This window comes from Sulfitobacter sp. THAF37 (assembly GCF_009363555.1).
Lineage (GTDB): Bacteria > Pseudomonadota > Alphaproteobacteria > Rhodobacterales > Rhodobacteraceae > Sulfitobacter.
In genome coordinates, this window is sequence record NZ_CP045372.1 from 2,076,458 (window position 1) to 2,097,282 (window position 20,825).

A 20,825-nucleotide genomic window follows, 5' to 3' on the forward strand; every position below is an offset into this window, starting at 1 on the left:
TGTGGCATTCCGCCGCAAAGGCAAGGGTGATCGCACGTCAGGTCCCGTGCCGCATCTTGCCCTTGGCATTTCTGGGCGTGACGCCTATACGCAGCGCCTGATCCATCTAAGGGGCGCAACATGGTTGGCAGTGCGAATCTCAACATCATGATCAAGGCGGCACGCAAGGCGGGGCGCGGGTTGATCAAGGACTTCCGGGAAGTTGAGAACCTTCAGGTTTCGGTCAAGGGCGCGGGCGATTTCGTCAGCCGGGCCGACCTGAGCGCGGAAAAGACCCTCAAGGAAGAGCTGTTGGGCGCGCGGCCCACCTACGGCTGGCTGGCCGAAGAGGGCGGCGAAGAGGCGGGTCAGGATCCCACCCGCCGCTGGATCGTCGATCCGCTGGACGGGACCACCAATTTCCTGCACGGCCTGCCGCACTGGGCGATTTCCATCGCGCTGGAACACAAGGGCCAGATCGTCGCGGGTGTCGTCTTCGACCCCGCCAAGGACGAGATGTTCTTTGCCGAGAAGGGCGCGGGCGCCTGGATGAACGAAAGCCGCCTGCGGGTGTCGGGGCGCGGTCGGATGATCGAAAGCATCTTTGCCACCGGTCTGCCCTTTGGCGGCCGGTCCGACCTGCCCGCGACGCTCAAGGACCTGGGCCGCCTGATGCCGGTCTGCGCGGGTGTGCGCCGCTGGGGGGCTGCGGCGCTGGACCTCGCCTATGTCGCCGCCGGGCGCTACGATGGCTTCTGGGAACGCCGCCTGAACGCCTGGGACCTTGCCGCCGGCATGGTGATCGTCAGGGAAGCGGGCGGCCTTGTCGAGCCGCTGAACCCGCAGGGCGATGTCATCGCCGACGGCGAGATCATCTGCGCCAACGAGGCGATCTTCAACAGTTTCACCAAGGTGATCCGCGGTTAGTCTTCGCCGGAAGGCTTGCGGTCCGATGGATGATTCACGCCGTCGACCCAGTCGACCGGCTCGTGTTCCCATGTCCGCACGCCTTCGATGCAGCCCAGGTTGATCCCGCATTGCGCCGGGTCCGACCGGCGCTGGTGATAGACGTAGATGCCGCAGATCTTGCAGAAATAGTGCTTGGCCGTGTGGCTGCCCCAGGTGTACCGGGTCAGGCTCCCGGCCCCCTTCGTCACCTTGACCGAGGCCGTCGTGGCCGTCACCGCCGCCGCCTGCCTGCGTTTGCAGAACGAACAGGTGCAGCGTGTGGCATCCGCCAGCCCGCCGGGCAGATGCGCCGTCACCTCCACCGCGCCGCAATGGCAGGAGGCGGTGATATCCATCGCGCTGCCGGTCATCGCCGCCGGACCTTGGGCACGCGGCTGCGCACCACCGGATAGGTCGCCGCCGGGTGCGGCGGATGACCATCGGTGCGCGACCAGAACCGGACCCCGCCCCGGCGCAACCACAACGGCAAGGTCAGCGCCAGCCCCGCCAGGAACCCGCCGGCATGGGCCCAGTAGGCCACGCCGCCGCTTTCGGGCGTCGCCCCCATGCCGCCGATGAACTGCATCGCGAACCACAGGATCAGGATGATCCACGCCGGGATCGGGAAGATGCGGAAGAACACGATGAATATGATCAGGATGTCGATCTTGGCCTTGGGGAACAGCAACAGGTAGCCGCCCATCACCCCCGCGATTGCACCGGAGGCGCCCACCATCGGCACGAAGGACAGCGGCTCGAACAGCACCTGACCCAGCCCGGCGGCAATCCCCGATGCCAGGTAGAACCCGAGGTAGGGCAGATGCCCCATCTCGTCCTCCACATTGTCGCCGTAGATCCACAGGAACAACATGTTGCCCGCCAGATGCATCCATCCCGCGTGCAGGAACATCGACGTGAAAAGACCGTGCAGCCCGCCCCCCTGAGACACCTCCGCCGGGATCAGCGCGTAGGAGGCAAAGAACAGGTTGATCTGGCGCGGGTCCGACAGGATCGGCACGTAGCTCAGGAAGATCCCGATGTTCAGCGCCATCAGCGCGTAGGTGACATAGGGCGTGCGGCCCGAAGGATTATGGTCGCGGATCGGAAACATGGGCGCACAGTTTGCGATTGGACTGGCGGGGTCAAGTGGTGTTGACTGACCCGAACCCGGAAAGGACCGCGATGAAGATTGCCTGCCTGCACACCGCCGACGTCCATGTGCAGACTTTCGATGCCCTGTTCGCAAAGGCGGGGTTTCAGGGCGTTGTTCATCATGTGGTCCGGGCTGACCTGCTGGCGCAGGCGCGCGAGGAGGGGGCGGCCGCCGTCCGCGCCGATTTGCGGCAGGCCATCGCGGCACTTGGTGACGCGGGGTCGGTGTTGTGCACCTGTTCGACCCTGGGGCCGCTCATTGACGACATGTCGCAGGCCGATCCACGCCTGTTGCGCATCGACCGACCGCTGATGGAGCAGGCGGCCCGGCTTGGCGGCAGGATATTGGTGGTGCTTTGTCTTGAAAGCACTCGCAGGGCGACCTGCGATTTGCTGGCGCGCGCCGCGTCGGAACTGGACCGTAAGGTAGAGCACGAAGTGCTGCTCTGCGCCGAGGTCTGGGCGCTGTTCGAAGCAGGGCAGACGGACGCATTCCTGCGCGAAATCGCAACGCGTACCCGGCAGGCGCTGGCGGAGATCCCCGACATCAGCGCTGTGGTTCTGGCCCAGGCCTCCATGATGGGGGCCGGGGATTATCTGGCAGAGGTGCCCGTGCCGGTCCTGTCCGCTCCGGCTTTGGCGGTGGACCGGGCCATCGGCATCGCCCGGTCCTGATCCGTCAGGCCATGGCCCCCAGAAGCTGCGCGTTGCCACCCGATGCGGTTGTGTCGACGCAGACATGGCGTTCGGCGCGGACGCGGGCAGGGTCCGGCATGCCGGGGATCATGGGGACGATCGGGCCTTTGCGCTGGGCCAGGGCGGTCTCGATCGCGCGGCCTGTGTCGGCATCGCCCCACCACAGCACACCGCCGTACCCCGGGCCGTCCGTCAGGGCGGCAGGGTCGATCCTGCCGCTGGCCTGCACGGCCACACCGCCCAGAGCCTCGACCGCGCGGGCCTGTGCCGCCGCGAGCTCCGGCCCCGGACCCATGCACAGCAGCGCAGGCCGGGGCAGGGTGGTCAGCCGGTTGGATTCACCGGTCGGCCCGGGCATCGACAGGGTCTCGATCGGCTTGTAGCCGACCTGCGCGGGCAGGGTGGGCAGCTTGTCCTGCGCCTTGTCCCAGGCACCCTCGCGCTGCTGCACGTCCGGGGCGCTGAAGCGGGGCAGGTAGTTCGGCCCCCCCGCCTTTGGCCCGGTCCCCGACAGCCCCTCGCCGCCGAAGGGCTGGCTGCCCACGATGGCGCCGATCTGGTTGCGGTTGACGTATATGTTGCCCGCCTCGATCCGCTCGGCCACATGTTGCACCCGGTCGTCGATGCGGGTGTGCAGACCGAATGTCAGCCCGTAGCCGGTGCCGTTGATCGCGTCGATCACCTTGTCCAGATGGCTGCTCTTGAAGGTTGCCAGGTGCAGCACCGGGCCAAAGATCTCACGCTCCAGATCGGCAATGCCCTTCACCCCGATGATGGTGGGCGCGATGTAGGTGCCGCCCTCCGGCGCGGTCAGCTCGGCAATCACACGCCCGTCAGCACGGGCGGCGGCGATATGATCCGCGATCCCCTTGCGCGCGGCCTCGTCGATGACCGGGCCGACGTCGGTGGACAGATGCCAGGGGTCGCCCATGTTCAGCGCCTGCATCGCCCCGATCAGCATCTTGGTGAATTCCTCGGCAATGTCTTCCTGCACATAGAGACAGCGCAGCGCCGAACACCGCTGACCCGCCGATTGGAAGGCGCTTTCGATGATTGCCTGAACCGCCTGTTCGGGCAGCGCGGTGCTGTCCACGATCATCGCGTTCAACCCGCCCGTCTCGGCAATCAGGGGCGTGCCGGGGGCGCAATGGTCGGCCATGTTGGCGCGAATGCGCTGCGCCGTGGCGGTGGAGCCGGTAAAGGCCACCCCATTGATCCGCGCATCCCCCGTCAGCGCCGCGCCCACGTCGCCGCCACCCGGCAACAATTGCAGGGCGGTGCGTGGCACACCCGCCTCGTGCAGCAGCCGCACGATCAGATGCGCCACCAGCGGGGTCTGCTCTGCCGGTTTCGCCAGCACCCCGTTGCCCGCCGCCAGCGCCGCCGCAATTTGCCCGGTAAAGATCGCCATGGGGAAGTTCCACGGCGAGATGCAGGTGAAGAGGCCCGCGGGCGGCTCGTTCATCGCCTGTCCGGCGTAGTAATACAGAAAATCGACCCCCTCGCGCAGTTCCGCCACGCAATCGGGCAGACCCTTGCCAGCCTCGCGGGCGAGCAGGGCAAAAATCTCGCCGTAGTTTTGCTCGATCAGGTCGGCGGCTTTCATCAGCACCCGGCGGCGTTCGTCCAGCGGGGCATCCCAGGGGGCGGCAGCATCCAATGCCGTCGCAACATCGGCCGTCGACGCATGGCGCACCGTGCCGGGGGAGCCATCGGGCAGCGCCGGGTTGGTCACGGCCACGGGATCCTCCGGCGCGGCATCGCCCGCGATCAGCGGCGCGGCCTCCCAGCGGTGCGACAGAAACGGTCCGCGCGCGTCCTCCACCTCGGCCAGGGTCTGGGTGTGAGACAGGTCGAATCCACGCGCGTTCCTGCGCAGGGGCAGGAATACTTCCGGCCCCGTCGGAATGGCGATATTGGTGCGGCCCAACTGCTCGAACGGGTCGGCGGCCACGACCTCGGGCGGCACGTCCTCGTCCACGATCTGGTTCACGAAGCTCGAATTCGCCCCGTTTTCCAGCAAGCGCCGCACGAGGTAGGCCAGCAGGTCACGGTGCGCGCCCACGGGGGCATAGATCCGGCAGCGGGTCTTGTGCTTTTCCATCACCAGAGTGTGCAGCGTCTCGCCCATGCCGTGCAGGCGCTGGAACTCGAAGGCTTCCTTGTCCTTCGCCATGTGCAGCACGGCGGCGACGGTATGCGCGTTGTGGGTGGCGAACTGCGGATAGATCCGGTCGGTCATCCCCAGAAGCTTGCGCGCATTGGCGATGTAGCTCACATCGGTCGCGGCCTTCTGGGTAAAGACAGGAAAGCCGTTCACGCCATCCACCTGCGCGCGCTTGATCTCAGTGTCCCAATAGGCGCCCTTGACCAGACGCACCATGATCTTGCGGTCATGCTTCTGCGCCATATCGTAAAGCGCGTCGATCACGGTGCCCGCACGGGGCCCAAAGGCCTGCACCACGATGCCGAACCCGTCCCAGCCCGCCAGCGCGGGCTCCGACATCACCCGTTCGATCACCTCCAGCGACAGCGCCAGCCGGTCGGCTTCCTCCGCATCGACGTTCAGCCCCATGCCGGCGGATTTCGCCAGCAGCGCCAGTGCCCGCAGGCGCGGCACCAGTTCGTTCATCACCGCGTCCTCCTGCGCCACCTCGTAGCGCGGATGCAGCGCCGACAGCTTGACCGAAATGCCGGGGTTCTTGCGGATGTCCTCGTGCGTGCAGGCGGTCGCGATGGCCGAAATCGCGCGGCTGTAGCTCAGGTGGTACCGCTTCGCGTCGCGTTCGGTGCGCGCAGCCTCGCCCAGCATGTCGTAGGAATAGGTGAAGCCCTTCTTCTCCATCCCCGCCGCACGCTTCATCGCCGCCTCGATGTCCTCGCCCAGCACGAACTGGCGGCCCATTTCCTTCATCGCGCGGGAAACCGCGGTGCGGATCACCGGCTCGCCCAGCCGTTTGATCGCCGCGCGCAGATGGCGCACCGGGCCGGGCTGATCGTCGTCCAGCACACGACCCGTCAGCATCAGCGCCCAGGTGGAGGCATTGACGAGGCTGGAGGTCGAATGACCCATGTGCCGGCCCCAGTCGCTGGGCGCGATCTTGTCCTCGATCAGCGCGTCGATGGTGTCGGCGTCCGGCACCCGCAACAGCGCCTCTGCCAGGCACATCAGCGCGACCCCTTCGTCGGTGGAAAGCCCGTATTCCGCCAGGAACACCTCCATCATCCCCGGCGCGGTCGCCCCGCGGATGTCGCGGACCAGACCGGCGGCGTCCTTGCTGATGGCGGCGCGGTCCTCGGCGCTGAGCGCGGCGGTGCCGATGAGCCCGTCCAACACGGTTTCCTGATCGGCGTACATGTCACCGTCAATGCGGTGGCGCAGGGAGGGGGCGTTCTGGACGTTCATGGCAGTCTCCTTCGGATCATATAGAAAGTATATCGTATCCTTGCGGGTCGTTTTGCCTTATGTTCGGGTAATCGCGGGGTAAATCGACAGGATTTTGGGGCAATCGAAGTGAAAAATGACATTTTTGAGCTGGACCGTTTCGACCGGTCGATTCTGGCCGTCCTCGCTGAGGATGGCCGCATCAGCATCACCGACCTTGCCAAGCGGATCGGCCTGTCCAAATCCCCCACCCAAGCCCGCCTGCGGCGGCTGGAGGAAACCGGGGTGATCATCGGCTACCGGGCGCTGCTCGACCCGATCCGGCTGGGGCTGGATCACGTCGCCTTTGTCGAGGTACGGCTCAACGACACCCGCGAGGCGGCGCTCAGGGCCTTCAACGCGGCGGTGGCCAAAGTGCCCGAGATCGAACAGGCGCATATGATCGCAAGTCACTTCGATTACCTGCTCAAGGTGCGCACACCCGACATGTCCGCCTATCGCAGGTTCCTGGGAGAGACGATATCAAGCCTGCCCCATGTGTCAAACACCTCTACCTATGTGGCGATGGAAGCGGTGAAGGAGACCATGCTGGCGGATAGTGCTTGACGCAGGGTCAAGTCGGGGCAAGTCTGACACATGCGAAATCTTGCTCTTGCCCTCGTTCTTTTTCCCGTCATCGGCCTTGCCGATTGTCCCGCGCCGCCCGATGTGCGGTCGGAAATGCTGAACCTCATCGCCAAATCGCAGGCGGCAGAGACCTACACCGACGGGCGCCGCATCTCAGGCGAAATGTGGCAGGTCTGGCTTCGCGCCCCGGACGAGGCCGCGCAGGAGGTGCTGGACACCGGGCTGCGGCGGCGTGACTCCTATGACTTCGCGGGCGCGCTGGCAGAGTTCGACCGCCTGACGGACTACTGCCCCGACTACGCCGAAGGCTTCAACCAGCGCGCCTACATCCATTTTCTGCAAGAGAATTACGAGGCCGCGCTGGCCGATCTCGACATCGCGCTGGGCCTGCAACCGCTGCACATCGCCGCCCAATCGGGTCGGGCGCTGACCCTGATGAACCTGGGCCGTATCGAGGCGGCCCGCGCGCAGCTTCTGGAAGCGGTCGGCAACAATCCCTGGCTATCGGAGGCGGCATTGCTGGCCGAGGGCGCACCGCTTGGCCCCAGGGGGCGGGACATCTGACCATTTACACCCCGCGCCCAGCGGCTATGGTGCGGCCCGAGCGGGCGTGATGGAATGGTAGACATACCAGACTTAAAATCTGTTGGGGCGTAGCCCCGTGTGGGTTCGAGTCCCACCGCCCGCACCACTTCTATTGGCCTACCGCCTTGGGCCACTTGAGGCCGGTTCGGTTCGAGTATCGTCCTCTCACCTGCACCACATTCCGTCCGTCCCGAGGCACGACCGGGATGTCGGCCCCGGGAAGGTTGCGCTTTGTTTCGTCGGTCAATGGATCCTTTCGGCAGCGATCGGATGCGGTGGTTGCCCCCATGCGGTCCAACTGCTTCCGCCGACGGGGTCGACACCGATCATCAAATCCAGCCTGCCGCCGACCCTCATCAGCCTGCTCGACTGCACGAAACGATCGGTAGCCCACAATGCTTCGTCGAACAGCCTGTGCAGGACATTGATCCGGTACCTCAGTGCTTCGGGCGAATTCTTTCTGCAGCCGAGATTGCGAAGGATCAGGAAATTCAGGTCAGGCAGTCGGGCAATGCTTTCGACACAGGCGGGCGTGAAGACGCCGTATGTGACCTTGGAGTCCCGGGCGTAGACGTCGATCCACTTGGGATAGATCGGAAGGGCTTGTCCCATTTCATGCCCTCCACGTCGTGTTGTGCTGCATGGCGAAGGCATGCATCAGGACAGCCGCTTCGGGCGACTTCATTCTGGGCCTGGCCCGCTGCTTGAACCTATTTTGCACCTGCGCGAGGTCTGGAAAGACGTCGTGAAGTTCCTGCCGGTTCTCGTACCTGATCGTATCGACCGCAAGATCCCCCAGATACAGGCTTTCGACAGGCATCCCGTGTGCCCAGATCACCTGATGCCGGTCGAACAGCAGGTGGCAATAGGTCACGCGCTCGCAATCGTGCATCTGGACGACGCTTGTCCCGTTGACCAGCGCCCTGGCGGGGACCATCGACTCTTCCGTTCCTGTCAGATAGGCCGCTTCCCAGCTGTCAAAGACGATGGCATGCTGCGGCGACACCACGAGATCGCGATAGGGGTGGCCATCGCCAAAAGCGCCCTTGCGGATCAGGATCGGCCTGTGCTTGCGCATTTCAGGCATCCTGTTGAAGTCGATGTCGCGGAGGCCGACCCATTTGACATCCTGCGGCCCCTCATCGACGGTGTCGACAAGATCGCCATGACGGATATCCCCGATCTGACGCAACCCGCCCGGTGTCCTGACAAGAGTGTCGTGGGCCAGACAAAGCGGCACATCGTAATCGTTGGGGAACAGCACGGACAGCGACAGGCCGACCGTGATTTCCGCGCCTTCCGGCAGGTCCGGGAAATAGATGTAGCTGGTGTCGAACAGCCCGGTCTCGACGGTAACGCGGACAGGCGTCAATGACAGTTGAACTTCAACGCCGCCGTCCAGAACGGTGATCAACTGCGCGCCAAGGGCGGTCTGGATGCTGTTGATGGTGACTTCGGTGCCGTCGAGGGTCGCTGTCTGGTTGTCGCCCGTCTGGTCGGGCACCTCGAAAAAGGCATCGTCGTCGTCTTGGAGTGTCAAGGAAGCGTCACCGCTTCCCGAGATGAGACCCAGTAAACCGGGTTCGAAAAGTGTAATCGTACGCTGTGGCATCACTCAACCTTTAACTGTATCGCCTTGTTTCTGGCCAAGGCGTGGTTAATAGTTACAAACTCTCGTTATAGTTGTCTGATTTCTGCGGCTCCCATCGAGGTTCAAACAATATTCCGTATGTAAAAGGGATTATTAACCAAAATACTGGCAACTATTTGGAGTGGTCTGACAAATTTCCATCGAAATTTGAAAGGCTCTACTCTTCTTAAAATTGTGTGCATACATGCATTTTGAGACCGCTTAAGTTGTATTGCTCAGGCGGTCGATCATCGAAATAACGTGCTGGACAGAAGCGAATTTCGGCAATTGCGTCAGCGATGTGAGCTTTTGTGACCAAACTTGGAAGAGCCCGGGTCGCCGATCCCGAAATATGGCAAATGCAAGGCAGCCAGGCTGCGCCAAAGAGCTGGTGGTCGGATCGGATGCTGGGGCAATGCGCCGGAATTTTGGAATGCGCAGCCGTTTGATTGCCGCGATTCGCTGCGGCGTTGCACGGTCAAGGTGCAAGGCGGGACACCTTGAGGCGCGGCGCTCAGACGCTCACTCGAAACGATGCGGCACGGGGTCTGTTGTGCATTCGGGGTCGGGCCGGACGGTTGGCGGATGCCCACCGCCCGCATTGGATTGCCGCGATAACCTGATCACCTTCGGGGTGCCGGTGTCGGAACGTGGCTAACCTGCGACTTCGCTGGCCCAGGGCGGGTTTGCCCCGGCGCGCGATACCGTGATCGCCGCAACTTTGGCGCCAAACTCGATGGCGCGCCGCAGCACCTCCGGCGACATCTCCGATACCCCCGTCTTGGTCAGGTTCCCGGTCTCATGAAGGTTTGCCAGCACGCCCGCGTTGAACGTGTCACCGGCGCCGACCGTGTCCACAACCTCTGCGCGGAGGGCAGGAACATCGACTTCGGCGCCCGATTTCAGATAGCCGGTCGCACCCTTCCCGCCGCGGGTGAGGATTACCGCGGCAGGCCCCCTGTCAAGCAGGGTCATGGCCTTGTCTTTCAGTGGCGCCTGTCCTGAGACCAGCCAGCCAAGGTCCTCGTCGGAAACCTTGACGACATCTGCCTGCGTCATGGCCGTGTCGAGGCGCGCCCGGTAGGCGGAGACGTCATCAATGAATCCCGGTCGGATATTCGGGTCGATCATGACCGGGCGGTTCGGCCCCTCGCTTTTCAGCAGCGCGGCATAGGCATCGGCGCCCGGCTCGCACGCCAGGCTGATCCCGCCGAGGTAAAGCGCGGACACGTCTGCGTTCAGGACCGGCATGTCCTGCGGCGTCAACATCCGCCCCGCAGAGCGTTCGTCGAAGAACGTATAGGTCGCGTGGCCGCCGTCGAGCCGCACGAAGGCCAGCGTCGTCGGCCGGTCGGAGGTGATGATCCGCGACGTATCCACCTGGCTTTCGCCCAGTGCCGCGGCAAGCTGTTGGCCGAACATGTCCGTCGACAGACCGGTCAGCATCCCGGTCGGCGCCCCGAGCCGGCCCAAGGCTATGGCGGTGTTGAATATGGCCCCGCCGACGTGCGGCACGAACCCGTCCGCCCCTGTCAGGGTCGGGGCGGGGATCATGTCAATCAAGGCTTCACCGCAGCATAATATCATCGGATCATTCGACCTTCTTCATGACATTCGGGGTGGGCGGCCCTGCGTTGCAAAGCTGATTGTCGGCAACAACGACATCGCAGGGCAGCCCGTTCTCAAGCACGAGCGCCGCGTTCGGCAGATCGTTGCCGTTTGCCTTTTCTGCCGCCTCCGCCGGACTGTAGCCGTGATCGGCCCAGCGTTGCAGCAGACGATCCCGCAAGACATCAAGCGGGACGTCAATCCGCACGGAGAGGTCCCACAGCGGTGCCAGATCCCGCCACCCCGGCTGGTCCAGCATCAGATAATTGCCCTCCACGAGGACTGTCTGCGTGTCGGGCCTGATCGCCCCCGCGCCGGCGATGGATTGGTCGCGCGCCCGGTCAAAAAGCGGAAACACCACGTCATCCTCGACCCCGAGCCGTTTGACCAGATGCACGAAACCCGCAACATCGAAGGTTTCCGGCGCGCCTTTGCGGCGCAATAACCCGCGATCGGACAGAATGGCGTTGTCCAGGTGGAAGCCGTCCATCGGGACGACCTGCATGGTCTGGTCCTTTTCGGCCAGCGCCTCTGCCAGTGTCGACTTCCCGCTTGCCGGGGCACCGACCAGGGCAACCAGCCGCCGCGTCCCGCTGAAAGGGGTCGCCCTGATCCTGTCGGACAGATCGGTGAGCATGGGCGCAGCCCCTAAGCGGCTTCAGGCACGGCGGCGCCTGTCATATAGGCCACGGCGTCGGACATCGAATGCGCCTTCGGGTCGATCAGACACAGCCGCTTGCCAAGTCGGTGGACGTGGATGCGGTCGGCGACTTCGAAGACGTGCGGCATGTTGTGGCTGATCAGGATGATCGGAATACCGCGGCTTTTGACTTCGAGGATCAGCTCAAGAACCTTGCGGCTTTCCTTTACCCCCAGGGCGGCCGTCGGTTCATCCAGTATGATGACCTTGGAGCCGAAGGCCGCCGCCCGCGCCACGGCGACGCCCTGTCGCTGCCCGCCTGACAGGGTTTCCACCGCCTGGTTGATGTTCTGGATCGTCATCAGCCCGAGGTCCGACAGCTTTTCACGGGCGACTTCCTCCATGCGCTTGCGGTCGAGCTGTCGCAGGACGGATCCCCGGAACCCCGGTTTGCGCAGTTCCCGCCCCATGAACATGTTGTCCGCGATGGACAGGGCAGGGGACATGGCCAGGGTCTGGTAGACCGTTTCGATGCCCGCGTGCCGCGCGTCGATCGGAGAGCGGAAGTGAACCTCCTTGCCCTCCAGCATGACGGTCCCGTCGTCGGGCACGACCGCACCCGAAAGCGCCTTGATCAAAGAGCTTTTGCCAGCCCCGTTGTCACCGATGATGGCCATGATCTCGCCCGGCATCAGATCGAAATCACAGTGATCGAGGGCCGTCACCTTGCCGTAGCGTTTGACCAGTCCACGGGCTTTCAACATCGGTTCCATCAGGCTGCCACCTTTCTAATCCATTGGTCCACCGCGACCGCGGCGATGATCAGCACGCCGATCAGCAGATATGTCCATTGCGCGTCCGCGCCCGCCAGACGCAGACCCAGCGTGAAGACGCCGACGATCAGGGCACCGAAAAACGTACCCAGGATGGACCCGCGCCCCCCGAAGAGGGAGATCCCGCCAATCACGACAGCGGTAATGCTCTCGATATTCAGCAATTGACCCGAGGTCGGAGAGACCGACCCGATCCGCCCGATCAGGGCCCAGCCCGCGAAAGCGCAGATCAGGCCCGCGATGGCGTAAACCGAGATGATCGTTTTCCTGACATCGACGCCGGACAGTTCGGCCGCGTCGGGGTCGTCGCCGACGGCGTAGACATGTCTGCCCCAGGCGGTGTGCTTGAGCACATAGGCAAGCAGGACAACGAGGACCAGCAGGAAGACCACGCCAAGCGTAAAGATCGCGCCGCCCAGTTTGAATTTCATGCCCAGCAGCTGCAGCAGGGGGGCTTCGGCGGCGATCTCCTGGCTGCGGATCGTTTCATTCGCGGAATAAAGGAAGTTCGCGGCCAGCACGATCTGCCACATGCCGAGCGTGACGATGAAGGGCGGCAGCTTCATCACCGCGACGAGCCAGCCGTTGAGGGTCCCGATCAAGGTGCCGAAGGCAAGGCCGCAGGCAACGGCGACTTCCGCGGGCAGGCCATAGCGGAACGTGAACTGCCCCATGACGACAGAGGAAATGACGGCGATGGCCCCGACGCTCAGGTCGATCCCGGCGGTCAGGATGACGAGGCTCTGCGCCGCGGCGACGATCCCGACGATCTGCACCTGCTGCAGGATCAGCGTCAGCGCGAAGGGGGAAAAGAACCGCGACCCCAGCAGCACCCCGAAAACGATGATGGACGCCACAAGGACGATCAGCGGCACAAGCGCCGGGGTCACATGCAGGGCATGGTGTATCCTGGTGACAAATCCGCCAGAGGTTTCATCGAAACGCGCAACATCGGTCGCGCTTTTCGAGGCTGCGGCCTCGTAGTTATCTCCGCTGGACATTGCCCGCTCCCGTTAGGTCGTCTGTGATCAAGAGCCTCGCGCATGAGGCGTCTGCCGGGCGATCGTTTCCGCCCGGCAGGGTCTTGTTGTCGGTCCGGTCGGGATCAACCCCAGCAGAGGTCCTTGCCCTCGGCGACGCTGATGCTGTCGACACCCTCGACCGGCTGGTCCGTGACCAGCGCGACGCCGGTGTCGAAGAAATCCTTGCCTTCCGTCGCCTGCGGCTTTGTGCCGTCCTCGGCAAAGGCCGCGATTGCCTCGATCCCCTTGGACGCCATCAGCAGCGGGTACTGCTGCGAGGTCGCGCCGATCACGCCGTCCTCGATGTTCTGCACGCCGGGGCAACCGCCATCGACGGAAACGATCAGGACGTCGTTCTCGCGGCCGATGTCCTTGAGCACTTCATAGGCGCCCGCCGCGGCAGGTTCGTTGATCGTGTAGACCACGTTGATGTCCTGATCCTGCGCCAGAAGGTTCTCCATCGCCTTGCGGCCGCCTTCCTCGTTGCCGGCGGTCACGTCGTTGCCGACGATACGCGGATCGGTCTCATCGCCCCATTTGCTGGGATCGCCCAGGTCGATGCCAAAGCCCTGCAGGAAACCCTGGTCGCGCAAGACGCCGACGGTCGGCTGGCTGACGGCCAGGTCAAGCATGGCGATCTTTGCGTTCTGCGCTTCGTCACCCAGCGTTGCGGCAGCCCATTTGCCAATCAGTTCGCCCGCCAGAAAGTTGTCGGTCGCGAATGTCATGTCGGCAGCGTCGATCGGATCAAGCGGCGTATCGAGCGCGATCACAAGGATACCGGCGTCGCGCGCCTGCTGCACGGCGGGCACGATGGAGGACGTGTCGGACGGTGTCAGGAGGATCCCCTTCGCGCCGTTGGCGATGCAGGTTTCAATCGCGGCCACCTGCGTTTCATGGTCGCCGTCGATCTTGCCCGCGTAGGTGTTCAGCTCCATGCCCAGCTCTTCGGCCTTGGCCTGCGCACCTTCGCGCATCTTGACGAAAAAGGGGTTGGTGTCCGTCTTCGTGATCAGGCAGGCCGATACGGAATGCGCATCAGCCGATGCGGTGCCTGCCATTGCGATCAGACCCAGCGCGGTCCCGGCGATAAGTTTCTTCATGGTTTTTCCTCCCAGAATGGTTCGACCAGCGCCCGAATCGGGACGTTGCGACGGGTACAAAGTTTACGGAAGGTCGCCCGCTGTCAATTAATAAATCATCTTGACTTATTAATGGGGCGAACGGAGACTTCCCTCGTATCACTGCTTTGGCTAGACCGTATTTGATGAACAAGACTGACCAGATAAGCGCCGCGCGGCGCACGGATCAAAGCGGGCTGCGCAATGTGAACGAGCGGCTCATCCTGTCCCAGTTGCAGCGTCATGGCGCGATGCCCGGCAGCGATCTGGCCCGGCAGACCGGCCTGTCCGCTCAGACCGTTTCGGTCATTCTCCGCAAGCTCAAAAGCGACGGTCTGACACGACAGGGCAAGCCGGTGCGCGGCAAGGTCGGCAAGCCTTCGGTGCCGATTGCGCTGAACCCGCTCGGGGCGCTCTCGGTCGGGTGCAAACTGGGTCGGCGCAGCTGCGATCTGATCGTCATGGACTTCTGCGGCGCAACTCTGTTCAAGCGCAATCTGACCTACGACATCGCCATTCCGCAGACTGTCTTTGCGTTTCTCGCGGACAGCTATGCCGACGCGCGTGCACAGATCGGCCCCAAGGCCGCGGAACGGCTGTGCGGTTTCGGCATCGCGGCCCCCTTCGAAATCTGGAAATGGGGCGCCTCGGACGGCAACACGCCGGAGGATTTCCTGTCCTGGAAGGATCTGTCATTCGAAGAGGAAGTCGCCCGGTTCACCGATCTGCCCGTGTTCATGCTGAACGACGCCACCAGCGCATGCTGGGCCGAACAGCTCTACGGGCGAGGGCGGGACTTCAGCGACTATGCCTATTTCTTCGTCTCCACCTTCATCGGCGGCGGTATCGTGCTGAACCAGTCCGTGTACGAAGGAAGCAGGGGAAACGCGGGGTCCTTCGCGCCGTTGCGGGTCGGAAACCGCGCTGGTCAGACCAGACAGCTGCTCGATGTGGCTTCCGTTCATGTTCTTGAAGATGCCCTTGCCAAGGCCGGAAAAGATTACCGGGAACTTTGGAGACAACCGCAGGACTGGTCCCGCTTCGAGGCAGAGGTCAGCGACTGGATCGACGGCGCGGCCCATGCGATTGCACAGGCCTGCATGTCCGCCTGCGCGGTCATCGACTTCGAGGCGGTGATCATCGACGGTGCGCTGCCTCAGGACGTGCGCCACCGACTGGTCGAAGCCGTGCGCGTCAAGCTCCCCGACGAAGACAGCCGCGGATTGCTCGTGCCGGAGGTCGCCGAGGGCGTCATCGGAGGCGAAGCACGCGCGCTGGGTGCGGCCTGCGATCCGATCTACAGCCAGTTTTTCACCACGACGCAACTCGTCTGACTGACAGGAAGTGGCCCCAATGAAGCGGTCTGAAATCAATTCACGTCTCCAAGACGCCGCCGCGATGTTCGACCGGCACGGCGTCAGCCTGCCGCCCTTTGCGCAGTGGACCCCGGCCGAATTTGTCGCGCGTCAGGACAGCGCCGCGCATCTGATCCGTTCGCGCTGCGGTTGGGATGTCACCGACTACGGCGCGGGGCGTTTTGACGAAATGGGGCTGGTTCTGTTCACTTTGCGCAACGGTCTGTTGAGCGATCTGAACGCCGGGCGCGGCATGTGCTACGCCGAGAAGCTGCTGATCTCGCGCCGCGACCAGATCTCGCCGATGCACACCCACCGCGTCAAAGCCGAAGATATCATCAACCGTGGGGGCGGCACGCTGGTGGTCGAACTCTTCGGCTCCGATGCCGGCGGGCACCTGGACCCGCAGGGCGGCGGTGCCGTGATGTGCGACGGTCTGCCGGTGACGTTCGGGGCGGGTGACAAACTGCGGCTCGCGCCGGGCGAAAGCGTCACGTTGCGCCCCGGCGACTGGCACGCCTTCTGGGCCGAACAGGCGGATGTCCTGATCGGCGAGGTCAGCACCGTCAATGACGACGAAACCGATAACATCTTTCACGACCCGATCTCGCGGTTTTCGCAGATTGACGAGGATGCAGAGCCCGCGCACCTGCTGGTCAGCGACTACGCCGCGTGTTTTACGGCAGAGTGAGCCTAGGCGCGCGGCGCGGCTGAGCCGGTGGCGGATTTGTTACCGGCACCTGTTGGCAAAGCACCGGCATTTTCAGTATCTGCAAAATCAGGAAAACCTGCGAATATGGAACGCGGTGATCGCAACCGCCTCTTTTATCATGCGCGCCTGTACCCAGACAGCGCCGCACCATTGCGGGCAGCGGTGTCTTTTCGAAGGATCGCATGCCCAAAGCCTGACGGAGACCGCATGACCAAGACCGAAGATGTAAAGCAAGAGCGCCAGGTGCTGTCCTTTGAAAGCGACAGGGGGGCGTCCCGTTCGATATGGGTCGCGGCGGGTATTCTTGTCGCCATCGTGGCGTGGATGGGCAGCGGTTTCATCCTGCCGTCCGAAGACGGCGCCAGCCCCGATGCGGCGGCGGAGGATCCCGCACCTGTTGCGGTCGCCATCCGCAAGTCGCAGGCCGAAGCCGTCACGCTGTTCTTTCAGGCCGAAGGGCAGGCCCAGCCCGACCGGGATACCGCGATCCGCGCCGAAGCATCGGGGGACGTGGCAGAGGTGCTGGTCGAAAAAGGCAGCGACGTGTCCCAGGGGGACATCATCGCACGCCTTGCCAGCGACCGTGTCGAAGCCGACCTGAACCGCGCGCTTGAGGAACAAAGCCGGGCGCAGCGGGAATTCGACAATGCGTCGGAACTGCTTGAACGCGGTGTCGGCACGCAGGACCGCTTGTCACAGGCGCAGGCCACGCTCGCATCGGCGAAGGCCGCGGTGACAGCGGCGCAAGAGGCGCTCGACAGCACCAATGTCGTGGCACCCTTCGATGGCCGGATCGAAACCCTCTCGCTCGACGCGGGCGAGTATATTTCAGCCGGCAGCGATATCGGCCGCATCGTCGACAACCGGCCCTTGACCGTCACCCTGCAGGTGCCGCAGCAGGCGTTGCGGCGCATCCAGAACGGTCAGAAGGCCGATGTGTCCTTCATCACCGGCGAAGAACGCGAGGGGCGCGTGACGTTCGTCGGCACCTCCGCCTCGGCTGAGACCCGAACCTTTCTTGCCGAGATCGAAGTGGACAACGAAGACGGCGCCATCCCCGCGGGTATTTCCGCCGAAATCCGCATCCCGACCGGCGAGCGGCAAGCGCATTTCATATCGCCCTCCGTGGTGTCCCTCGCGCCGGATGGGGTGACGGGGGTCAAGACCGTCGAGGACGGCGTGGTGGTCTTCCACGAGATCGAGGTGGTCCGTGCCGAAGTCGACGGCATCTGGGTCACTGGCCTGCCCGAAGAGGCGCGGATCATCACCATCGGACAGGGGTTCGTGCGCAATGGCGAGACCGTCGAAGCCCGCCCCGAACTGACCGCAGAGGCAGACGCGGAACAGGCCGCGGAGACACAGCAATGAACGGTCTGATCGACGCTTCATTCTCGCGCAGCCGTGTCGTGATCATGGCGCTGGTGATGATCCTGAGCGTTGGCGCATTCGCCTATGTCGCGATCCCCAAGGAAGCCAACCCGGAGGTGCCGCTGCCGCTGATCTACGTGTCGACAGGGCTTGACGGCATCAGCCCCACCGACGCGGAGCGGCTGCTGCTGGAGCCGATGGAAAGCGAATTCGGCGGCATCGAGGGGCTGGAGAAAATGTCGAGCGAGGCCGCCGAAGGCTTTGCCAGCGTCCAGCTGGAATTCACCGCCGGCGGGGATATCGACGAGGCGCTGGACAAGGTGCGCGAGGCCGCCGACCGCGTCGAGAGCGATCTGCCGGAGGATGCGCGCGACCTGACGATCACCGAAATCAATACCGCGCTCTTTCCGATCATCACGGCGGTCTTGTCAGGCCCGGTGCCGGAGCGGACGCTCAATGCCTTGTCCGACGATGTCCAGGAAGAGCTTGAAGGCCTTCCCGGCGTGCTGGAGGTGGAAATCGGCGGCAAGCGCACCGAGTTCATGGAGGTGCTGATAGATCCGACGGTCTTTCAGACCTACAACCTCAGCTTTGACGAGGTCATCGGTCAGCTTCAGCGCAACAACCGCCTAATCGCCGCCGGTGCCATCGAAACCGGTGCCGGGCGCATCGTGCTGAAGGTGCCCGGCCTGATCGAGGATGTCGAGGACGTCATGAACATGCCGATCAAGGTGCGCGACGATGCCGTCGTGACCTTTGGCGACGTCGCAACCGTGCGGCGCACCTTCGACGACCCGACAAGCTTTGCCCGGATCGACGCACAGCCCGCGATTTCGCTGGAGGTCAAGAAACGCTCCGGCGCCAACATCATCGAAACCGTGGCCGACGTTAAGGCCAGGATCGCGGAAATGCGTGTCGATTGGCCCGATACCGTGCAGGTGACATACCTTCAGGACCAGAGCGAACAGGTTAAGTCGCTGCTGTCCGATCTCGAAGCCAACGTGATCGCGGCGATCATCCTCGTCATGATCGTCGTCGTCTTCGCGCTCGGCTTCCGCTCGGCCATTCTCGTCGGTCTGGCCATTCCCGGCGCGTTTCTGGCCGGGGTGACGGCGCTCTGGGCCATGGGCTACACCATGAACATCGTCGTGCTGTTTTCGCTCATCCTGGTGGTGGGAATGCTGGTGGACGGTGCGATCGTCACCGTCGAACTGGCCGACCGCCGTCTGCAGGAAGGCGCAGACAAGAAGGCGGCCTATGCCTTTGCCGCCAAGCGCATGGCATGGCCGATCATCGCCTCGACCGCCACGACGCTGTCGGTGTTCTTTCCGCTTTTGTTCTGGACCGGGCTTGTCGGCGAGTTCATGAAGTTTCTGCCGATCACGGTTCTGCTGACGCTCTTTGCATCGCTCTTCATGGCGTTGATCTTCATCCCGGTCGTGGGTGGGGTCATCGGCAAGCGCCAGCCGCAAAGCGCCAGTGCCAAGGCCGCGCTTCATGCCGCCGAGTTCGGCGATCCGCGTCAGATGGGCGGCGCGACCGGCGCCTATGTCCGCTTTCTGGAAAGGGCGATCCTGCGGCCGGGCGCGACATTGATCTTTGCGGTTGCCCTGCTGATGGGGGCTTTTGCCCTGTACGGTGAATTCGGGCGGGGGCTGAGCTTTTTCCCCTCCGTGGAGCCGGAATTCATGCAGGTTCAGGTCCGGGCGCGCGACAACTTTTCGATCTGGGAGCGCGATGCCCTGGTGCGCGAGGTCGAGAACCGTCTGCTGGACTACGATGGCGTCGACAGTGTCTATGCCCGGACCACCATGAACGCGGGTCAGGGCGATGAGGAAACCATCGGCACCATCCAGCTTGACCTGACCGATTGGGACACCCGCGACACCGCGGCGCAGATCGGCGAGCGCATCCGCGCGGACGTCTCTGACATCGCGGGCATCGACGTTCAGGTCCAGACGGAAAGCGGCGGGCCGACCTCCGGCAAGCCGGTGCAGCTTCAGATCCAGGCGCGCAACCCCGACACGCAGTCCGACGCCGTGTCAGAGGTGCTTGCCCTGATGGAGGAGATCGGCGGCTTTACCGATGTGACCGACACGCGGCCTTTGCCCGGGGTCGAGGTTTCGATCCTCGTGAACCGCGAGGAAGCCGCCCGGTATGGCGCGGATGTCAGCTTGCTGGGGCAGGCGATCCAGTTGCTGACCCAGGGCATCACGGTTGCCGACTACCGCCCCGACGATACCGATGGCGAACTCGATATCCGCGTGCGCTTCCCGCGCGAGGAACGATCCCTGTCGCAGCTGGGGAACCTGCGCGTGCCGACATCCGCCGGCCTTGTCCCGATCTCGAACTTCGTGAACTTCGCACCGTCCGAGCGTGTCGGCACGCTGCGCCGGGTCGATGAGCGCCGGGTCGTGACCATCGAGGCGAATGTCGCTCCGGGGGTGCTGGTCAACGACCAGATTTCCGCCCTGCAATCCCGGCTCAACGCTGTCGAGTTTCCCGATGGCGTCAGCTATTCCTTTGCGGGCGAGGCAGAGGACCAGCAGGAGGCAATGACATTTCTGGCGGCTGCGTTTGTCTCGGCGCTGTTTCTGATGGTCGTGATCCTGGTCCTGCAATTCAACAGCTTCTACCAGGCCTTCGTCGTGATGAGCGCAATCGTCTTTTCGGTGGCGGGTGTCCTTTTGGGCCTCATCGTCACGGGCCGTCCCTTTGGCGTCGTGATGGGGGGCATTGGCGTGATCGCCCTGGCCGGGATCGTGGTGAACAACAACATCGTCCTTATCGACACCTACAATGACCTGAAACGCGACGGACAGTCGCCGTTGGAAGCAGCCCTGAGAACCGGCGCGCAGCGTCTGCGCCCGGTGGTGCTGACCTCGGTCACGACCGCGCTTGGGCTGATGCCGATGGTGATCGGGGTGAACCTGAACTTCTTCACCCGCGAGATCGTGTTTGGCGCGCCGTCGACGCAGTGGTGGACGGAATTGTCGTCCGCCATCGCGGGCGGTCTTGTCGTGGCGACGATCCTGACATTGGTCGTCACGCCTGCGATGCTGATGCTCGGGGAAAAGCGCAAAGAACGGGCGGTGCCGCGCGACGGTGTGCCCGCGCGGGCCTGACCGCCTTTCGGGGTAAACGGCTGGCGTGACCTGCGGGCC

General features: G+C 63.9%; 18 protein-coding genes and 1 tRNA gene. 9 read left to right on the top strand and 10 right to left on the bottom strand.

Annotation, left to right across the window (positions count from 1 at the left end):
* Positions 1–120 precede the first annotated feature (120 nt).
* Positions 121–906 carry an inositol monophosphatase family protein gene (locus tag FIU94_RS10175; RefSeq protein WP_152465695.1) on the top strand — a complete coding sequence of 262 codons (786 nt, stop codon included), beginning with the start codon at positions 121–123 and terminating at the stop codon, positions 904–906.
* Here FIU94_RS10175 and FIU94_RS10180 read toward each other — a convergent pair.
* Entirely contained in the window at positions 903–1,298 is a 396-nt protein-coding gene (locus tag FIU94_RS10180) for a GFA family protein (protein WP_254702508.1), read from the bottom strand. The two genes, FIU94_RS10175 and FIU94_RS10180, sit on opposite strands and share 4 nt — an antisense overlap.
* Positions 1,295–2,038, bottom strand: coding sequence for a rhomboid family intramembrane serine protease (locus FIU94_RS10185; protein WP_152465696.1), 744 nt, complete (start codon positions 2,036–2,038; stop codon positions 1,295–1,297). Before FIU94_RS10185 ends, FIU94_RS10180 begins: the two co-directional genes overlap by 4 nt.
* A 71-nt stretch (positions 2,039–2,109) precedes the next feature.
* Between FIU94_RS10185 and FIU94_RS10190 the strand changes: the two genes are divergently transcribed.
* Positions 2,110–2,754 (top strand): hypothetical protein, encoded by a 645-nt coding sequence (locus FIU94_RS10190; protein ID WP_152465697.1) that lies wholly within the window; start codon positions 2,110–2,112, stop codon positions 2,752–2,754.
* A 4-nt stretch (positions 2,755–2,758) separates the two neighbouring features.
* Here the strand turns inward: FIU94_RS10190 and putA are convergent, their stop codons facing one another.
* Positions 2,759–6,181 (bottom strand): bifunctional proline dehydrogenase/L-glutamate gamma-semialdehyde dehydrogenase PutA, encoded by a 3,423-nt coding sequence (putA, locus tag FIU94_RS10195; protein WP_152465698.1) that lies wholly within the window; start codon positions 6,179–6,181, stop codon positions 2,759–2,761.
* A gap of 108 nt (positions 6,182–6,289) precedes the next feature.
* Between putA and FIU94_RS10200 the strand changes: the two genes are divergently transcribed.
* The 3 genes from FIU94_RS10200 to FIU94_RS10210 all read left to right on the top strand — a co-directional run bounded on the left by FIU94_RS10200 (position 6,290) and on the right by FIU94_RS10210 (position 7,478).
* Positions 6,290–6,766 (top strand): Lrp/AsnC ligand binding domain-containing protein, encoded by a 477-nt coding sequence (locus FIU94_RS10200; RefSeq protein ID WP_152465699.1) that lies wholly within the window; start codon positions 6,290–6,292, stop codon positions 6,764–6,766.
* A 30-nt stretch (positions 6,767–6,796) separates the two neighbouring features.
* Positions 6,797–7,351, top strand: a complete 555-nt coding sequence (locus FIU94_RS10205) for a tetratricopeptide repeat protein (RefSeq protein ID WP_152465700.1) — start codon at positions 6,797–6,799, stop codon at positions 7,349–7,351.
* Positions 7,352–7,391: 40 nt separating this feature from the next.
* A tRNA-Leu gene (locus tag FIU94_RS10210) sits at positions 7,392–7,478 on the top strand.
* Positions 7,479–7,615: 137 nt separating this feature from the next.
* On the opposite strand, the gene FIU94_RS10215 is transcribed toward FIU94_RS10210, so the two are convergent.
* The 7 genes from FIU94_RS10215 to FIU94_RS10245 form a co-directional block, all read right to left on the bottom strand.
* Positions 7,616–7,984 (bottom strand): hypothetical protein, encoded by a 369-nt coding sequence (locus FIU94_RS10215; protein WP_152465701.1) that lies wholly within the window; start codon positions 7,982–7,984, stop codon positions 7,616–7,618.
* A 1-nt stretch (position 7,985) separates the two neighbouring features.
* Positions 7,986–8,912, bottom strand: coding sequence for a Hint domain-containing protein (locus FIU94_RS10220; RefSeq protein ID WP_172975887.1), 927 nt, complete (start codon positions 8,910–8,912; stop codon positions 7,986–7,988).
* A gap of 744 nt (positions 8,913–9,656) precedes the next feature.
* Positions 9,657–10,589 carry a carbohydrate kinase gene (locus tag FIU94_RS10225; protein ID WP_152465703.1) on the bottom strand — a complete coding sequence of 311 codons (933 nt, stop codon included), beginning with the start codon at positions 10,587–10,589 and terminating at the stop codon, positions 9,657–9,659.
* Between the two features lie 4 nt (positions 10,590–10,593).
* Positions 10,594–11,247, bottom strand: a complete 654-nt coding sequence (locus tag FIU94_RS10230) for a phosphoribulokinase (protein ID WP_254702509.1) — start codon at positions 11,245–11,247, stop codon at positions 10,594–10,596.
* Between the two features lie 11 nt (positions 11,248–11,258).
* Positions 11,259–12,023, bottom strand: coding sequence for an ATP-binding cassette domain-containing protein (locus FIU94_RS10235; RefSeq protein ID WP_152465704.1), 765 nt, complete (start codon positions 12,021–12,023; stop codon positions 11,259–11,261).
* Entirely contained in the window at positions 12,023–13,084 is a 1,062-nt protein-coding gene (locus FIU94_RS10240; protein ID WP_152465705.1) for an ABC transporter permease, read from the bottom strand. The genes FIU94_RS10235 and FIU94_RS10240 overlap by 1 nt, the downstream gene beginning before the upstream one ends.
* A 104-nt stretch (positions 13,085–13,188) precedes the next feature.
* On the bottom strand, positions 13,189–14,208 hold the full coding sequence (locus tag FIU94_RS10245) for a sugar ABC transporter substrate-binding protein (RefSeq protein ID WP_152465706.1): 1,020 nt from the start codon (positions 14,206–14,208) through the stop codon (positions 13,189–13,191).
* A 164-nt stretch (positions 14,209–14,372) separates the two neighbouring features.
* Here FIU94_RS10245 and FIU94_RS10250 point away from each other — a divergent pair, with 164 nt between their 5' ends.
* From FIU94_RS10250 to FIU94_RS10265, 4 genes are all read left to right on the top strand, one after another.
* Positions 14,373–15,560 carry an ROK family transcriptional regulator gene (locus FIU94_RS10250; RefSeq protein ID WP_152465707.1) on the top strand — a complete coding sequence of 396 codons (1,188 nt, stop codon included), beginning with the start codon at positions 14,373–14,375 and terminating at the stop codon, positions 15,558–15,560.
* Positions 15,561–15,579: 19 nt separating this feature from the next.
* The gene (locus tag FIU94_RS10255) at positions 15,580–16,272 is read left to right on the top strand and encodes a D-lyxose/D-mannose family sugar isomerase (protein WP_152465708.1); all 693 of its coding nucleotides are present in this window, start codon (positions 15,580–15,582) and stop codon (positions 16,270–16,272) included.
* 228 nt (positions 16,273–16,500) lie between these two features.
* Complete coding sequence (locus FIU94_RS10260) at positions 16,501–17,661, top strand: efflux RND transporter periplasmic adaptor subunit (protein ID WP_152465709.1); 1,161 nt, start codon at positions 16,501–16,503, stop codon at positions 17,659–17,661.
* Positions 17,658–20,786, top strand: a complete 3,129-nt coding sequence (locus FIU94_RS10265) for an efflux RND transporter permease subunit (RefSeq protein WP_152465710.1) — start codon at positions 17,658–17,660, stop codon at positions 20,784–20,786. Before FIU94_RS10260 ends, FIU94_RS10265 begins: the two co-directional genes overlap by 4 nt.
* Positions 20,787–20,825: the final 39 nt, after the last annotated feature.

Bases quoted from the DNA above. Each gene is read 5' to 3' on its own strand.
- FIU94_RS10175 (WP_152465695.1), top strand. From the start codon at position 121: ATGGTTGGCAGTGCGAATCTCAACATCATGATCAAGGCGGCACGCAAG.
- FIU94_RS10205 (WP_152465700.1), top strand. From the start codon at position 6,797: ATGCGAAATCTTGCTCTTGCCCTCGTTCTTTTTCCCGTCATCGGCCTT.
- FIU94_RS10190 (WP_152465697.1), top strand. From the start codon at position 2,110: ATGAAGATTGCCTGCCTGCACACCGCCGACGTCCATGTGCAGACTTTC.
- FIU94_RS10225 (WP_152465703.1), bottom strand. From the start codon at position 10,589: ATGATATTATGCTGCGGTGAAGCCTTGATTGACATGATCCCCGCCCCG.
- FIU94_RS10230 (WP_254702509.1), bottom strand. From the start codon at position 11,247: ATGCTCACCGATCTGTCCGACAGGATCAGGGCGACCCCTTTCAGCGGG.
- FIU94_RS10240 (WP_152465705.1), bottom strand. From the start codon at position 13,084: ATGTCCAGCGGAGATAACTACGAGGCCGCAGCCTCGAAAAGCGCGACC.
- FIU94_RS10255 (WP_152465708.1), top strand. From the start codon at position 15,580: ATGAAGCGGTCTGAAATCAATTCACGTCTCCAAGACGCCGCCGCGATG.
- FIU94_RS10245 (WP_152465706.1), bottom strand. From the start codon at position 14,208: ATGAAGAAACTTATCGCCGGGACCGCGCTGGGTCTGATCGCAATGGCA.
- putA (WP_152465698.1), bottom strand. From the start codon at position 6,181: ATGAACGTCCAGAACGCCCCCTCCCTGCGCCACCGCATTGACGGTGAC.
- FIU94_RS10250 (WP_152465707.1), top strand. From the start codon at position 14,373: ATGAACAAGACTGACCAGATAAGCGCCGCGCGGCGCACGGATCAAAGC.
- FIU94_RS10260 (WP_152465709.1), top strand. From the start codon at position 16,501: ATGACCAAGACCGAAGATGTAAAGCAAGAGCGCCAGGTGCTGTCCTTT.
- FIU94_RS10215 (WP_152465701.1), bottom strand. From the start codon at position 7,984: ATGGGACAAGCCCTTCCGATCTATCCCAAGTGGATCGACGTCTACGCC.
- FIU94_RS10180 (WP_254702508.1), bottom strand. From the start codon at position 1,298: ATGACCGGCAGCGCGATGGATATCACCGCCTCCTGCCATTGCGGCGCG.
- FIU94_RS10265 (WP_152465710.1), top strand. From the start codon at position 17,658: ATGAACGGTCTGATCGACGCTTCATTCTCGCGCAGCCGTGTCGTGATC.
- FIU94_RS10185 (WP_152465696.1), bottom strand. From the start codon at position 2,038: ATGTTTCCGATCCGCGACCATAATCCTTCGGGCCGCACGCCCTATGTC.
- FIU94_RS10235 (WP_152465704.1), bottom strand. From the start codon at position 12,023: ATGGAACCGATGTTGAAAGCCCGTGGACTGGTCAAACGCTACGGCAAG.